This is a genomic window from Pseudohongiella acticola (genome assembly GCF_001758195.1).
GTDB lineage: Bacteria > Pseudomonadota > Gammaproteobacteria > Pseudomonadales > Pseudohongiellaceae > Pseudohongiella > Pseudohongiella acticola.
In genome coordinates this window covers 379,006-394,370 of the sequence record NZ_MASR01000002.1, presented here as the reverse complement: position 1 = coordinate 394,370, position 15,365 = coordinate 379,006, and the positions used below count along the sequence as shown (strand labels likewise).

The following is a 15,365-nucleotide window of genomic DNA, read 5'->3' as shown; positions in this document are numbered from 1 at the left end:
CTTTACAGGATTCAGAGCATGACTGAACAATCAAGCAATGGCGCCCTTGAAGGGCTGCGAGTTATTGATCTTACCCGAGTACTGGGTGGCCCGTACTGTACGCAGGTGTTGGGCGATCATGGGGCTGAAATTGTCAAAATAGAACCGCCACAGGGCGATGAGGTTCGTGACTGGGGGCCGCCTTTCCACGACGGCGATGCAGCCTATTTTATTGGTGTTAATCGCAACAAACGAGCCATGGCTCTTGATCTGAGGCAGGAAGAGGGCAGAGAGCTTCTGCTCAGGCTCCTGGAAGATGCCGATGTGTTGCTGGAGAATTACAAACCCGGCACCATGGAGAAATGGGGTCTGGGATACGAAGACGTTCTAAAAAAACGCTTTCCCCGATTGATCCATTGTCGCATCAGTGGTTTTGGGTCTGATGGCCCGCTGGGAGGCTTTCCTGGATACGATGCCATCGTCCAGGCGATGGCGGGCTGGTTCAGTGTCAACGGCGAGCCCGGTGGTAATCCAACACGTCTGGGCGTGGCGATGGTGGATATGGGGACCGGGCTATATTCTGCCATCGCGGTGCTGATGGCCGCTCATGAGCGTCAGCGCTCCGGTCACGGTCAGTACATAGACATGACCCTGTATGATTGCGCTGTATCCCTGATGCATCCACACGTGGTGAATTACAATATGTCTGGCAAGGTGCCGGTCGCCACCGGCAATGCCCATCCCAACATCAGCCCCTATGAGACGTTCAGAACGCGGACCGTCGATATCTTCATCGGGGCCGGCAATAACCGGGCCTTTGGTAAGTTGTGCGAGGAAATTGGTGCAGCGGTACTTGCCACTGATGAGCGTTTTACCCGTAATGCAGACCGGGTCAAAAACCGGGAAATTCTGAAAGCCGAGATCGAGTCATATTTGATGAAAATCGATGGCAATGAATTGTGCGAGCGACTGCTGTCTGCCGGTCTGCCTGCTGGCCCGATTTACAACACCGCGCAGGTCGTGGAGCACCCACATACCGTGCACCGGTCCATGAACCTGGCAAAAGACTGGTACAAAATGACCGGTATTCCAATCAAGTTTTCCCGTACGCCGGGCAGGCTGGAACGTCTGCCGCCGAAATTCGCGCAGCATAATCGGGAAATTCTGGCTGAAATGGGCATTGCCGGTGACGCTTTTGATGATCTGGTCGCCCGTGGCATTGTGCCTGACAAGCGCAGTTAGGCAGGCGCGCCGGTGACAGGCAATTTCAATCAGGCTAGCCAGGCTCAAGACTGAACAGGGTCATAGTCACATTTTCCGTGCGCACGGCTCTGCCATTCTGCAGTGCCGGCCGGAACTGCAGGCCCTGCAGGCTGTCGCGGCCCCGAATTCGGGCCGCCGTGCTGTCAGGCTCGGCCGCCAGCACCTGCATGCGGTCAGCCTGTCCATTGACACCGAGGCTAAAGCTGAGCGTTGCGCTGATACCCGCCGCCTGGCTCATAAGGGAGCTGCCCGGCATGGCCTGAAAACGCAAGCCAGGAATACCGTTGTGGACCAACGCGGCAGCTGGGACCTCAATCCGTTGATCGCCAGTCGGATCACAAGCGTCTCCGGTCGTCTCCAGATGGCTGGAGAATGTCGGCAGAGGCAGCAATGTAGGGCAGGAAAATGCCCTGTTCAATAGATCTGCAGAGTAGCCTGCCTGTAGTAACAGGTCCCAGGCACGCTGGTAATAACTGTTGGCCGAACCGGTACTGCTTTGTCCCCGGTCGGGGCCGGCCATGGCACCAATACGCAGCTCGTACTGCTGCCGCAACAGCACCGAGTCACCGAGATACAGCTGCATCATCGCTGCGGCTTCAGGGTCCGCGCTGGCCAGGTCGCCGGCTTCTTTATCTGCCGGCAACAGGGTCGATTCCAGTTCTTTGATCAGCACGTAGTGGCGCATCATGGCAGCGCGGTGGGCGCGCTCCACGACAGTACTGGTGCGTGCACCGTAAGTCGCCTCTATGTCCTGTACACTGGTCATGCGCTGGATCGGGCGCAAATTGTTTGCTGGTGTGCCTTCGGTGCGGTTGATCAGTTGCCGGCTGGTGTCAGAACTGTCGACGATACCCAGTGCAATGTAAAATTCCGTTAAGGCATGGTCATACAGCATCGCCTGCACCACTGCGGGAGTGGCATTGGTCTCCCTTGCCATCGCCAGGGCTGATTCCTCAAGATCGCGAAGCTGGAACAGATAAGCGGCCTCCTGCTGACGCGGCCCGCGGCTCAGCAACAGGCGAGTCCAGTCTCGCATTACCTTGATATTACTAATTCTTTCGCTGTCTGAAAGTGTGCTGGAGCGCTCCAGCAACCAGGACAGGTAAAGCAATCTGTCCTCCATGCCCAGCCAGTTTCTCTGGGCTGCCATGATAGACAATTGACGATGCACCAATGCGATCTGGCCATCGGTGTACAGGCCGTCGGTAACGCGTAGAATCTGAATCTGTTGTTCAACCACATCATTGGCTTCCCTGAATTCGCCAACTGAGATCAGTGCTTCACTCAAGCCGTTCATGGCGTTCAGCAGGCCAGGGTCGTATTGCCCTTGCTGGTTTTGTAGCTGCGCGACCCGTTCCCGCAGAATATTAAGGTGTTCCACGCGGGCGGCCAGCGACGATGCAGGCTTTGCTGAGTCCTCTGTTCTGGGAGGTTCCTCGGCGGCCGACAGGGCGGTTGCGGCCAGCAGTAATACGAAACCCAGGCCGCAAGTCAGTAGCGGCCAGTCGCCCGCCCGCCGAACAACATGCCAAAGGTGTGTTAACGACATGATTTTCCCTCCCGCCCCACGAATAGCTGGTTGGTCACTGACAGTGGGCTTATAGGCCCCGAGCTTATGTTTGCCCTGTTAAATGTGTCATCGCCAACCATGGGTGTACCCTGAGTATATACAAAAACAGTCGCCATGAAAGCGTTTCCGCTTGCCACCGGAGCCTGACAGGGAGCGGTGGCGCGTGACTGAGCGTACATCTTGACTTGTTGTTGTAAATTACTTAGATTTCGCATTCTGTTAAATGTTGCATGGTTCTGTAACCTGATTTTATGACTTACTCACCGATCAATTTATTTGCTCTGGCACTGCCCGCATTGGCGGCAGCTGCACGCCGTGCGCGTGCGGCGGCGCTTTGCTGCGCCAGCGTCACAGAGATTGAAGGTGAGGGTACTGCTCAACTGAAATAACAAAACAGTTAACAAACCAATCAAAAACTTCTGTGCGCCGCTGGCCTCAGAGGTTTTTTTTTGCCTGTTTTTTACCCCGAATTTAATCCGGATGTTGTGAGCTTTGATGAAAATGGCGAGGTGTTTATGGACGTAATACAAGTGGAAAATTCATTGGGGCTGACCGTATGCAAACGTCAGCCTCTGGTTATTGAGCGAGGTCAGGGTGCCTTTGTCTGGGATGGGGATGGTAATCAGCTACTGGATTTCACGTCCGGGTGGGGCGTTACCTGCCTGGGGCATGCACATCCGGTCATGCTGTCGTCGCTGTCAGCGCAGGCAGCCTGCATTATGCAGAATCCGAATTCCGGCTTCACCTATTCACCGGCACGGGCGCGCCTGTTGCTTGAGTTGCAACAGGTGCTTCCGGATGGACTGGACCGGATCTATTTTGCCAACAGCGGTGCCGAGGCCAATGATGCAGCGTTGAAGTTTGCCAGAAAGATAACAGGCAGGCAGCGCGTGCTGGCGGTGCACGGCTCTTTTCATGGCAGGACACTGGCGACGCTTTCAGTCTCGGGTGGTGCCAGCAGTAGTGCACGGTTTCTGCCCAGTGTGCCTGGCAATGACTTTGTCGCAGTCAATGATCTTGCTGCCATGATTGATGACGATGTGGCGGCCGTGATTCTGGAACCGATTCAGGGTGAGGGCGGTGTCAAGGCGGTGTCACACGAAATTCTGCGTCAGTTGCAGCAACAGTGCCGGGCACACGGTGCGTTATTGATTATTGATGAAGTGCAGACGGGTTTCTGCCGAACCGGCGCTTTCTTTGCCATCAGTGACACTGGCGTCAGACCCGACATAATGACCATGGGCAAAGGTATCGCCGGTGGCTTACCGTTTGCAGCCATTGCCATGACGCAGGCGGTGGCCAGCGCCGTGCAGTTGGGCGACCATGGTGGCACATACTGCGGCAATCCGCTGATGTGCGCGGTCGCCGCTGACGTGGTGGGCTATTTGCGTGAGCATCGTGTTGCTGAGCACGTCAACGTGCTTGGTCAGATCATGCTGCAGGATCTGCAGGCGTTGCAACAGACATTTTCCGACCTGGTGAGCGAGGTCCGGGGACAGGGTTTTATGCTGGCGCTGGCACTGGGTTCCGACAGTTGGGTCTGGCCGCTGACAGATGCCTGTGCTGCTCAGGGTGTCATTGTGACACCGACTAAAAATGCAGTGGTGCGGTTGTTGCCCACGCTGTTGTTGACGGAATCCGAGTGGCAATTGGGTCTGGCACGGATCAGGGCAGCGCTGCTTGAGTTGCGGAGGCAGGTTGCTGATCAGGCACATTGCGCCTGAGTGCAATCACTGGTTACTGGCTGCACGGCTTGGGAGCCGGGTTGTGAGCTGAGCTGAGACTGAGCTAGTATGCAGGGCATCTTATTGTGAGAATATATCCAAATAAAGGAGTTATGATGAAAAATAACAAGATGTTACTGGCCAAGCGGCCTGTCGGCGAACCCGGTGATGACTGTTTCAGTCTGGTACAGGAGGATGTGCCGACGCTGCAATCAGGTCAGATTCTGATCAAGGTAATCTGGCTGTCACTGGACCCCTACATGCGTGGGCGCATGAACGATGTGAAATCCTATGCACAACCCCTGCAGGTAGGTGATGTCATCACCGGGGAGTCTGCGGGAGTTGTGGTTGCATCAGAATCTTCACGCTTTCAGGTGGGTGATCATGTGACGGCACACATGGGCTGGCAGACGATGATTGTGGCAGACGATGACGATCCACGATTAATGAAAGTGGATCTGAATAATGGCACTTTATCCGCGCATCTGGGTGTGGTCGGCATGCCAGGCCGTACCGCTTTTTTCGGATTGACAGAAGTGGGCAAGCCACAGGCCGGTGAAACCCTGGTGGTGGCCGCAGCATCGGGCGCCGTCGGCTCGGTGGTTGGCCAACTCGCCCGCACGCTAGGGCTGCGCGCCATTGGTATTGCCGGTGGCGCAGAGAAATGTCGTTATGTCAAAGAGGAGCTGGGCTTTGATGACTGCCTGGACTACAAAAGCGGCAACCTGGCGGAAAAGCTGAAAGCGGCCTGCCCGAATGGTATTGATATCTATTTTGAAAATGTGGGTGGCGATGTCACGCGCGCAGTTGCACCTCTGCTCAACCCGGGTGCACGGGTCCCGATCTGTGGTTATATTTCCAACTATAACGACACCGATATCACCAAGGCTGAAACACCTTTCCATATTCTGAAGGCACTGGATGACGTGCCTGAGCACCGCTTTTTTGTGGTCACCGAATGGCAGGAGCGCTGGCCAGAGGCGACCGAAAAACTGGGCGCCTGGGTGAATGCAGGCAAAATCAACTATCGCGAATCTGTCGGCGAAGGTCTCGAAAACGCGCCTGAACTGTTCCGGGGCTTGTTGCGAGGCAAAAACTTTGGCAAGCAGCTGGTAAAAATAGCGGACGAATAAACCATGGCACAAATACAGACATCATCGCTGAATATCAGTGAATTGTTCGGCCTGGCTGGCAAAACTGCTCTGGTCACCGGCGGCAGCAGCGGTCTGGGCCTGATCATGGCCGAGACGCTGCTGCGGGCGGGTGTGCGCGTGGTTATTGCATCACGCAAACAGGATAAATGCGACGCTGCGCTGGCGCAGCTTCGGCCCTTGGGCGATTGTCTGGCGATTGCCGCCGATATTACCGAAGCCGATGATCGACGGCGACTGGGCGATTTTCTGCAGGATCACTTTGCCGGGCAAGGTCTGTCCATTCTGGTGAACAATGCAGGCGCCAATTGGGGCGCCAGGGTAGAGGATTACCCGGATGATGCGTTTGCCAAGGTCATGTCGACCAACGTCAATGCGGTGTTTGCACTGACCCGGGATCTGTTGCCATTGCTGACACAGGCAGCGTCGGCCCCGGATCCGGCTCGGGTCATCAATATCGGTTCCATGGATGGTCTGCAGGTGCCGATTGTGCAGCGGGTGCCCACCTTTGCCTATTCTGCCAGCAAGGCCGCCCTGCACCATTTGACGCGAACTCTGGCTGTTGATCTGGGGCCTCGTCATATCACTGTGAATGCAGTGGCGCCGGGCTTCTTCCAGTCACGCATGACCGATTATGTATTGCGTGAGTTTGGCGATGATATTGCCGCCGACAGCCCCATGGGGCGCGCAGGGCAGCCGGAAGAAATAGCCGGGGTGCTGGTTTATCTGGCTTCAAGAGCCGGCGCCTACACCAATGGTGCAGTGATTCCGGTTGACGGAGGTACGCATGTAAGCAAAGGCGCGCGCCCCTGGATGGCGGAGGACTGAGCGTCAGCGGTCCTGCCTGTTGGCTGGCAGGACGCAGGGATTTCAGGTATTGTGTGCTCTTGTTATAATACAGCTAAGTATAATTCACTGAATTTATAACCTGTATGTTGGTTGTGATTCTATCGACGAGCGGCAGCGATGCCATGGGGTAAGAAGAGGGGAGCAGACATGAGTTTATTCGATCTGAGCGGAAAGGTAGCCCTGATCACCGGCTCAACCAAGGGGATTGGCCTGGCAATAGCAACCCATATGGCCAATGCGGGGGCCAAGGTGGTCATTTCAAGCCGTAATCAGGATGCGTGTGACGAGGTTGCCGCCAAAATCAACGCCGATGGCGGCGAAGCATTACCGGTAGCCTGCAATATCAACTACAAGGAACAACTCAAAACCCTGGTTGATGCCACCATCAAGCATTTTGGCAAGATCGATATCCTGGTTATCAATGCTGCCCTGAATCCGTTCTACGGCCCGTCACAGGACATTCCGGACGAAGCGTTTGATAAAATCATGCACTCAAACATCGGCAGCGCGCATCGGCTGTGCCAGTTGGTGTTGCCGGGTATGGCCGAAAACGGCGGCGGTGCAACCATCATTGTCTCGTCGATTGCCGGCCTGAAAGGTACAGACGTGCTGGGTGCCTATGGCATTTCCAAGGCGGCCGACATGCAGATTGCCCGCAACCTGGCTGTCGAATGGGGACCCAAAAATATTCGTGTCAACTGCATTGCGCCGGGCCTGATCAAGACAGATTTTGCCAAGGCGCTGTGGGAGAATCCGGAAACATACAAAGCAACGGTATCCAAGTACCCCTTGCGACGAATCGGTGAGCCGGAAGAGATTGCTGGCGCCGCGATTTACCTGGCATCGGATGCCGGCAGTTTTACCACCGGACAGACGCTGGTTGTCGATGGCGGTGGCACTATTACAGGTTGAAAGTTACAGGTTAACGGCGCCGGGTCGACGGCTAAGGGCTGCCGGCTATCTGAATGGAAAAACCTGACGTTCAAGCGCACCGAAATCAGGCGCAGAACAACATAAAAACATGAACATCATCATGAGGAATCGGGAATGAATCTGGGATTGTCTGAAGAAATGCAAAAAGTACGTGAAAAGATTCGCGAGTTTGTCGAAGTCGACGTGGCGGCGGTGGAGAAGGAATACCACGACGAAGTCAGTGTCGGTGATCGCTGGTCTCATACGCCCAGACAGGACGAGATCATGGGCAGCCTCAAGGCGAAAGCAAAAACACTGGGGCTGTGGAATTTCTTCCTGCCCAAGAGTCAGGGCGGCGCTGGCATCAGCAACATGGAGTATGCCCACCTGGCCGAGATCATGGGCCGCAGTCGTCTGGCCTCAGAAGCATTCAATTGCAGCGCGCCAGACACAGGCAATATGGAAGTGCTCGAACGTTATGGTTCGGATGAACAGAAAGAGCAATGGCTGAAGCCGCTGCTGGCCGGTGAAATCCGGTCTGCTTTTGCTATGACCGAGCCGGACGTAGCCTCCTCTGACGCCACCAATATAGCAACAAGTGCCGTCATGGATGGCGACGACTGGGTCATCAATGGAGAGAAATTCTATATCTCCGGTGCCGGCGATGCGCGCTGTAAAATCATGATTGTGATGGTGGTGACTGATCCCGAAGCGCCCAAACACAACCGTCAGTCCCAGATACTGGTGCCAATGGACACGCCCGGCGTTGACGTCCTGCGTCCGATGGAAGTGTTTGGCAAGGATGATGCGCCTCATGGTCACATGCATATACGGTTCAGCAATGTCCGTGTGCCAAAAGAGAATATTATCCTGGGTCGCGGCCGCGGTTTTGAAATCTCCCAGGGGCGTCTGGGGCCAGGTCGCATTCATCATTGCATGCGCTCGATTGGTGCAGCGGAACGTGCTCTCGATCTGATGTGCACACGCTCAATGAGCCGGGAAGCGTTCGGCAAACCATTGGCAGAACTGGGTGGTAACTACGACGTAATTGCTGACAGTCGCATTGAGATTGAAATGTGTCGTCTGTTGGTATTCAAGGCTGCCTACCTGATGGATACCATCGGCAATAAGGCGGCACGCGATGCAATTTCCCAGATCAAGGTCGCCGTGCCCAACATGGCCCTGCGGGTTATCGATCGTGCCATCCAGATGCACGGAGCCACCGGTGTGTCTCAGGATACGCCGCTGGCTGCCCTGTGGACGTCGCAGCGAACCCTGCGTCTGGCTGACGGCCCGGACGAGGTCCACCGCCGGGTCATCGCACGCAAAGAGCTGGCCAAGTACGCCTGATAGGCTAGCAGACAGGTGCCTGCGTCGGGTGATCCGGCGCAGGCATGCTGACGTAAATTGATTCAGCAACTCAGTTGGAGATTGCGCCTTTTTGTGCAAGTGAGCTTGCCACTACGTCAGCTACCGCCAGGATTCTTAACTTGAAAATAGCCATTGTCGGAACCGGTATTGCCGGCCTGACCACCGCCTTCAAACTTCACCGTCATCACGATATTACCGTCTTTGAGGCCGACGATCGCCTCGGCGGCCATACCGCCACCATTGATGTCTCTGTCAATGGCCAATCCCATTCGATTGACACCGGCTTTATCGTTTTTAACGATTGGACCTATCCAAATTTTATCGCCCTGATGGATGAGCTGGGTATACAGTGGCGCGACTCTGACATGAGTTTTGGTGTCAGTTGTCAGACCACAGGTCTGGAATATGCGGGTGTTACTGGCAGGCTGGCGCTTTATAACGGATTGTTTGCGCAACGCAAAAACCTGTTGTCGCCGTCATATATCAAAATGCTGCTCGATATTCTGCGTTTTAACCAGCAGGCCATCAGCGATTTCGAGAACGACTGCATACCGGACTCGTCGCTTCAAGACTATGTGCGGGACATGGGTTTAGGTGACAGGTTTCGCGACTACTACCTGGTGCCAATGGCCTCCGCCATCTGGTCAACGCCGTTTCAGCGCATGCTGGAATTTCCTGTGCGCTTCATGGTGCCGTTTATGGTTCGCCACGGGCTGTTGAATGTCCACAACCGACCACGCTGGCGGACACTTGTGGGTGGATCCGGGGCTTACCTTGAGCCCATGAGTGCTGGTTTCAGTGATCGCATAAGACTGTCAACGCCAGTGACGGAGGTCAAACGGCACGCAGAGAACGTCGATGTTGTCACCCGCGATGGCGTTGAGCAGTTTGATCAGGTGGTATTGGCCTGTCACAGTGATCAGGCTCTGGCGCTATTAGGTGATGCCAGCGAGTCCGAACAGGCAGTGCTGGCTGCGATCCAGTACCAGGCGAATGATGTCGTGCTGCATACGGACGCGTCGGTCATGCCGGCCAATAAACGCGCCTGGGCGAGCTGGAATTATTACCTGACTGAGGATCGCAGTGGTTTACCGCGCATTACCTACGACATGAATCGGTTGATGGGCATTGTTGGCGACGCACAGTTCCTGGTCAGTCTCAACGATACCGACCGTATTGCGCCAGAATCCATACTGGGTCGTTTCAACTATGCACATCCGGTTTTCACCCGCGCCGCTGCCGACGCGCAGACACAATGGGCGTTGATCAACGGCGTGCAGCGGACCTGGTTCTGTGGTGCCTGGTGGGGCAAAGGCTTTCACGAAGACGGTGTTGTCAGCGCGCTTCGCGTATCCGATGCGCTGCTCGGGTAGCACCGCTAGCGCCTGACTCAGGTCAGGTTGCCGATGTCCTGTGTCCAGGCCTCCGGCGGCAGTTCTCGCCGGTACAGTTCCTGTACCGTCAATGTTTCCAGATCCAGCAGCATCAGGCGCAGGTACGACGCGCGATCAGCAGCGTTGTCTGTGCTCTGGCCCACCGTTAACAGAATGCCGGCATCCAGCGGTGACCATTGCAACTGGAAAATGCGCTCGTCGGTGGTAAAAGCAACCCAGGGTTCTGCCTCGCTCATGGCCGGTTGCAGGTTCAGGCTGGCGATACCGTCTTGGTTGTCGACGTAGGCCAGCAGCTGCCCATCGGGGGTCAACAGTGACTGCCCCAGCGTGGCTGGTCTGGTCTGCTCCGCTTGCCTTGCAGATGACATGTGCCACGATGGCGCCTCGGCATTCTGGGCATCGCCCAGTCGGGTGATCTGAAACCTCGATTCACCATCGTTGATGGCTGTTTCCGTGTTCATCAACGTGTCCCGTGTCATCTCGGCCGTCAACGTCGGGGCGGTGATTACCTGGTCGTAATGCATTTGTTGGTTAGCGCCAGCGTCTGCCGGCGTCGGCAATTGCGCGACCGCTGGCGCACCCTGATTGTCACCGGTGAGCCGGATAACCAGCGCCAGTGCCAGCATGAAGCTGGCGGCAATACTGGGTGTCCAGCGTTGAAGCCACCGGTTTGCGGCGGCCTGCCTCAGGGTCGGTTGTCTGTTTGCCGGGTGCCGGGCCTGCCCTGCAGGTGGCGCTGCATTGATATCCGAGGGCGCCTGTGTCAGCCGGTAACCACGCTTGGGGATTGTCTGTATAACGCTCGTGCGTTTGCTGCCAGCGGGCGTCAGCTCCCGCCGCAGGTCAGACACGGCGCGAGTGAGCGAATTTTCATTGACCACTACCCGCGGCCATAGCAACGAGGTGATGTCGTCGCGGTTGACCACGGCATCGGCTGACGCGGCCAGCAGGCACAGCAGGCGCATCAATCTGGGTTCAAGCTGACGACTGTTCTCGTGATCAAGTTTGTGCTGAATTCGGTTTTGCGTCGGGTAAACGTACCAGCAGTCCAGCGTAAAACTCTGAGCCTGCATCAAAGAGGCGCAGGTCGGGGTTGTGTCCTGGCTCAGGGCTGTTTTATCGCTCAAGGCTGTTGTTTCGCTCAAGGCTGTCTTTGCGCCCAAGGCTGTTGTTTCGCTCAAGGCTGTCTTTGCGCCCAAGGCTGTTTCCTCGCTCGAGGCTGCTACTTCGCTCATGGCGGCTCCGTATCGTGTCAACCATTTACATCGTGATTATAGTTAACTAAGACCGTTATAAACCGGAAAAGTGCCAACTTCACAAAATCTGGACATTTATTTCCGTTTTCCCTCAGGTATATGGCGTCGGCAAGGCATATCTTCAAGTCCGTGGCAAGACAGCGCTGACTGCAGCGTGGCAAATCAACGGTAGACGGAGGTGGTTGATGATGAAACGAACAGGTCTAGTCAAACGAAGTATCCAAACAGGGTTGGCACAGGTGGCAATGATGGCTGCCATTCTAGCCCCTGGCATGTCGCCGGTGGCGTTGGCGCAGGCTGAGGCGCCGATGGTTTATGACAATGCCATGCCGTCCCTGGCGCCAATGCTGGAGGCGGTGACGCCGGCGGTGGTCAATATATCGGTCACCCGTGTAGAACAGATGCCCGACGTATTCGGTTTTCGCGGCAATGGCCAGCAGCCACCGGTACGGCGTGCACGAGGTGCCGGTTCCGGCGTGGTCGTTGACAGCGAAGAAGGTTATATCGTGACCAATCATCACGTGGTGGCAGGCGCGGACAGCATCAATGTGGGGCTGCTCGATGGCCGTGTGCTGGAAGCTGAGCTGATCGGCAGTGATGAGCGCACCGACATAGCCTTGCTGCAGGTCAGTGCCGATCGACTGACCGAAATTGAACTGGCAGATGCCACGCGTATGCGTATTGGCGATTATGTGGTCGCTATCGGAAATCCCTTCGGCATTGGACAGACGGTGACCTCCGGCATTATCAGTGCGCTGGGGCGGGCCGGTATCAACAATGACAACTATGAGGACTTCATTCAGACCGATGCGGCGATCAATGTCGGCAACTCGGGTGGTGCGCTGGTCGATCTGCAGGGGCGTCTGGTGGGCATCAATACCGCGATTATTTCCGGTTCGGGCACCAGCTCTGGAGTCGGGTTCGCAGTGCCGGTCGATATGCTTGCCGCTGTTGTCACACACCTGGAGCGTGACGGCGTGGTCAGGCGTGGTCAGCTTGGTGTCATTATTCGTGATCACACGCCGCTGGTGGAGGAAACCCTGCAATTGGGCGCCAATAACGGTGCGTTGATTACTCAGGTGATGCCAGACTCGGTGGCCGATCAGGTCGGCCTGCAGGTGTCTGATCTTGTTGTTGCCATTAATGGTGAGCCGATCACCAGCAGTCGCGAACTGCGCAATGCTGTCGGGCTTGCCGGCGTTGATCAGGTACTTGAACTCGGGCTGATGCGCGAGGGTGAACGCATGAGTGTCAGCGCCCAGATCATTGCCAGTAACGGTGAGTCGGCGCTCGCCGCCAGCGAGTCGACTGACAATGGTCGTCGGGCCGATGAATCGCGTTTTTTGGGAGCGCAGTTGCAGAACGCTGCCGGCAGTGACGCCGGGGTGCAAGTGGCCGACGTTGCCCAGCGCAGCCCGGTCTGGGCTGCGGGTCTGCGCCCGGGTGACATCATTGCCGAAGTCAACCGACAGCCCGTGCAGTCATTGCGTGATTTCAACCGTATGTTGAGTGAGGAAGCCAGAGTGGTAGCTCTGGGTGTAGTGAGGGATGGACAGAAGCTGTTGCTGATTGTGTCCTGATCCTCTTGTGGCCGGCCTGCCGCCTCGGCAGGTCGGCTTTTTTTACCTGATTTTCGGTCGCTCCCGCACCATGCAGGCGGCGTGCAATGCTTGCAAATTCCCTGTGACATGGTATTTTCCTTGGCAAATCCCTGCGTTGACAATTCATGGCGCCGGTAAATCATTGCTCTGACGGAATGCTGTATTTTGCCCAGAATTGCACCCCTGCGCCTGCCATCAGTTTTATTCCCACTGACCTGCTTTGCCTCTGCGCTGGTGACGCTGGTTATGCCCGTCGCGCTGGCGCAGGCAGATGATGCGCCGTTTTCCACGTCATTGATGGAGCAGGGCGTTCAGCCCGCATTCCATCAGCTACCGGGGCAATTGCCAGCGCCTATTGCCCATGCCGATATTGCCGACTTCAGTACCTACAAGAACTGGTTGCAACAGGAACTGGATGACCTGCAGATACCCGGCGCCACCATGGCGATCGTGTCGTCATCGGATATTCTTGATCTGACCTCATACGGTGTGCGCAGCGTGCAGGAAGGTGTTGCCGTCGACCGCGATACTGTGTTCCGTATTGCGTCGGTGTCCAAGACCTTTGCTGGAACCGTGGCATCGCAACTGGTCAGCAGCAACATTTCGACCTGGGACGACCCCATATCGGCGATTTTGCCCTATAACATCGGTACTGACGCTGCGACCCGGGAGATGACCCTGCGACACGTGCTCAGTCATACCACGGGCCTGATGCCGCATGCCTTTTCCAACATGCTCGATGCCGGTGTCGCGTACAAAAAAATCCAGGAAAAATTCCACGAGATTCCTACCGTTTGTCCGCCCGGCCGCTGTTATGGTTATCAGAATGTGGTTTTCTCGCTGATCGCTGACGTCGTTGAGGCGAGCTTGCGAACCACCTATGATGATTTTGTTGTGGAAAATATCTTCCTGCCGCTGGGCATGAGTCAGGCATCAATGGGCTATGAAGCATTCCGCGACAACCCTAATGCCAGTTCGCCGCATCAGTACGGTCGCGATGGCTGGCGTCTGAGTTCCGTCAATTCCGCGTATTACACAACCGGCCCGGCTGCTGGCGTTAATGCCAGCATCATGGATATGGTGCGCTGGGCACAGGCCAATCTGGGTGGCTATCCGGAGGTTCTGCCGCGTTCCCTGCTCGACATGCAGCACACGCCCGTGGTGGAAACGCCGAGTGGCAACTATTTCAACCGCTGGCCAAAAGTGGAGCAGGCCTGGTATGGGCTGGGCTGGCGCATTCTCGACTACGATGGTATGCGCGTGATTCATCATGGCGGTGGCGTGCGCGGCTACCGATCCGAGATTGTGCTGGTTCCCGCCTACGATATTGCACTGGTGGTCATGTTCAATGCCGAGACCCGCCTCGCCAATGATGTGGTACCGCAATTCCTCGATAATCTGCAGGCCAATATCAACGCGCTGTAGTTGAACTTGTAAACGGTTGAATTTTTAAACAGTTGACCTGGTAATAAGTTGTCACTGGCACCAGGCTGGCCTGATATAAAAACTGATCTGAAACAAACAAAAGGTAATGTCATGAACGACACGATTGACCTGTTAAAGTCTCACCGCAGTATCCGCAAATTCAAGGATCAGGCTCTGCCTGACGGTCTGTTGGCAGAGATTCTCGGCGCTGGCCAGAGCGCTGCGACCTCAAGTTTTCTGCAGGGCGCAACCGTAATCAGAGTCAGTAAACCGGAAAGCCGGGCACAACTGGCCGCGTTCGCCGGCAATCAACCGTACGTGGAAAAAGCCGCCGAATTTCTGGTTTTCTGTGCCGATGTGCGCCGGGCTGGCAACTGCTGTGTGAAATACGAAAAAGCATTTGCAGGTGATTACACCGAGCACTTTATTATCGCCACCGTTGATGCAGCCCTGATGGCACAGAATACCGTTGTTGCTGCTGAGGCGGCGGGGCTGGGTATCTGTTATATCGGTGGCCTGCGCAATAACCCGCGCCAGGTGTCTGATTTATTGCAATTACCAACAGGCGTGTATCCGGTGTTTGGTTTATGTCTGGGGTATCCGGATCAGGACCCCGAAGTTAAACCCAGATTGCCGCTGTCGGTAATTGTGAAAGAAGAAGTCTACGATGACAGTCAGGACGCCGCGGAGATCGATGCCTATGATGATCGCATTCGTGAGTACTACCGCATGCGCACGGGTGGCGGCCATGGTGTGTGCTGGAGTGAGCAGGTTGCCACACTGCTCAGCGAAAAGTCACGACCGCATATGCGGGGATTCCTGGCCGAGCAGGGCTTTGGCATGAAATAGGGCGCTGTCTGGATGCCGGGG

12 protein-coding genes are annotated in these 15,365 nt (G+C 56.0%); 10 read left to right on the top strand and 2 right to left on the bottom strand.

Annotation, left to right across the window (positions count from 1 at the left end):
- Positions 1 to 18: 18 nt before the first annotated feature.
- A complete protein-coding gene (locus PHACT_RS14065; protein ID WP_070118890.1) occupies positions 19 to 1,221 on the top strand; it encodes a CaiB/BaiF CoA transferase family protein in 1,203 nt (400 codons plus the stop codon).
- 34 nt (positions 1,222 to 1,255) lie between these two features.
- On the opposite strand, the gene PHACT_RS14060 is transcribed toward PHACT_RS14065, so the two are convergent.
- The gene (locus PHACT_RS14060) at positions 1,256 to 2,791 is read right to left on the bottom strand and encodes an energy transducer TonB (RefSeq protein ID WP_070118889.1); all 1,536 of its coding nucleotides are present in this window, start codon (positions 2,789 to 2,791) and stop codon (positions 1,256 to 1,258) included.
- A gap of 536 nt (positions 2,792 to 3,327) precedes the next feature.
- Here PHACT_RS14060 and PHACT_RS14055 point away from each other — a divergent pair.
- From PHACT_RS14055 to PHACT_RS14030, 6 genes are all read left to right on the top strand, one after another.
- A complete protein-coding gene (locus PHACT_RS14055; RefSeq protein ID WP_070118948.1) occupies positions 3,328 to 4,536 on the top strand; it encodes an aspartate aminotransferase family protein in 1,209 nt (402 codons plus the stop codon).
- Between the two features lie 116 nt (positions 4,537 to 4,652).
- On the top strand, positions 4,653 to 5,669 hold the full coding sequence (locus PHACT_RS14050) for an NADP-dependent oxidoreductase (protein ID WP_317622290.1): 1,017 nt from the start codon (positions 4,653 to 4,655) through the stop codon (positions 5,667 to 5,669).
- Between the two features lie 3 nt (positions 5,670 to 5,672).
- On the top strand, positions 5,673 to 6,515 hold the full coding sequence (locus PHACT_RS14045) for an SDR family oxidoreductase (protein WP_070118887.1): 843 nt from the start codon (positions 5,673 to 5,675) through the stop codon (positions 6,513 to 6,515).
- Positions 6,516 to 6,683: 168 nt separating this feature from the next.
- On the top strand, positions 6,684 to 7,448 hold the full coding sequence (locus PHACT_RS14040) for an SDR family NAD(P)-dependent oxidoreductase (RefSeq protein ID WP_070118886.1): 765 nt from the start codon (positions 6,684 to 6,686) through the stop codon (positions 7,446 to 7,448).
- 135 nt (positions 7,449 to 7,583) lie between these two features.
- The gene (locus tag PHACT_RS14035) at positions 7,584 to 8,798 is read left to right on the top strand and encodes an acyl-CoA dehydrogenase family protein (protein WP_070118885.1); all 1,215 of its coding nucleotides are present in this window, start codon (positions 7,584 to 7,586) and stop codon (positions 8,796 to 8,798) included.
- 140 nt (positions 8,799 to 8,938) lie between these two features.
- Entirely contained in the window at positions 8,939 to 10,192 is a 1,254-nt protein-coding gene (locus PHACT_RS14030) for an NAD(P)/FAD-dependent oxidoreductase (protein WP_070118884.1), read from the top strand.
- A gap of 17 nt (positions 10,193 to 10,209) precedes the next feature.
- Here PHACT_RS14030 and PHACT_RS14025 read toward each other — a convergent pair whose 3' ends face one another.
- Positions 10,210 to 11,448: a winged helix-turn-helix domain-containing protein gene (locus PHACT_RS14025; RefSeq protein ID WP_070118883.1), complete on the bottom strand. Its 1,239-nt coding sequence runs from the start codon at positions 11,446 to 11,448 to the stop codon at positions 10,210 to 10,212.
- A gap of 206 nt (positions 11,449 to 11,654) precedes the next feature.
- On the opposite strand from PHACT_RS14025, the gene PHACT_RS14020 reads away from it, so the two are divergent.
- The 3 genes from PHACT_RS14020 to nfsA all read left to right on the top strand — a co-directional run bounded on the left by PHACT_RS14020 (position 11,655) and on the right by nfsA (position 15,344).
- On the top strand, positions 11,655 to 13,049 hold the full coding sequence (locus PHACT_RS14020; RefSeq protein WP_245730807.1) for a Do family serine endopeptidase: 1,395 nt from the start codon (positions 11,655 to 11,657) through the stop codon (positions 13,047 to 13,049).
- Between the two features lie 186 nt (positions 13,050 to 13,235).
- Positions 13,236 to 14,495: a serine hydrolase domain-containing protein gene (locus tag PHACT_RS14015; protein WP_070118882.1), complete on the top strand. Its 1,260-nt coding sequence runs from the start codon at positions 13,236 to 13,238 to the stop codon at positions 14,493 to 14,495.
- A 111-nt stretch (positions 14,496 to 14,606) separates the two neighbouring features.
- A complete protein-coding gene (gene nfsA / locus PHACT_RS14010; RefSeq protein ID WP_070118946.1) occupies positions 14,607 to 15,344 on the top strand; it encodes an oxygen-insensitive NADPH nitroreductase in 738 nt (245 codons plus the stop codon).
- Positions 15,345 to 15,365 lie beyond the last annotated feature (21 nt).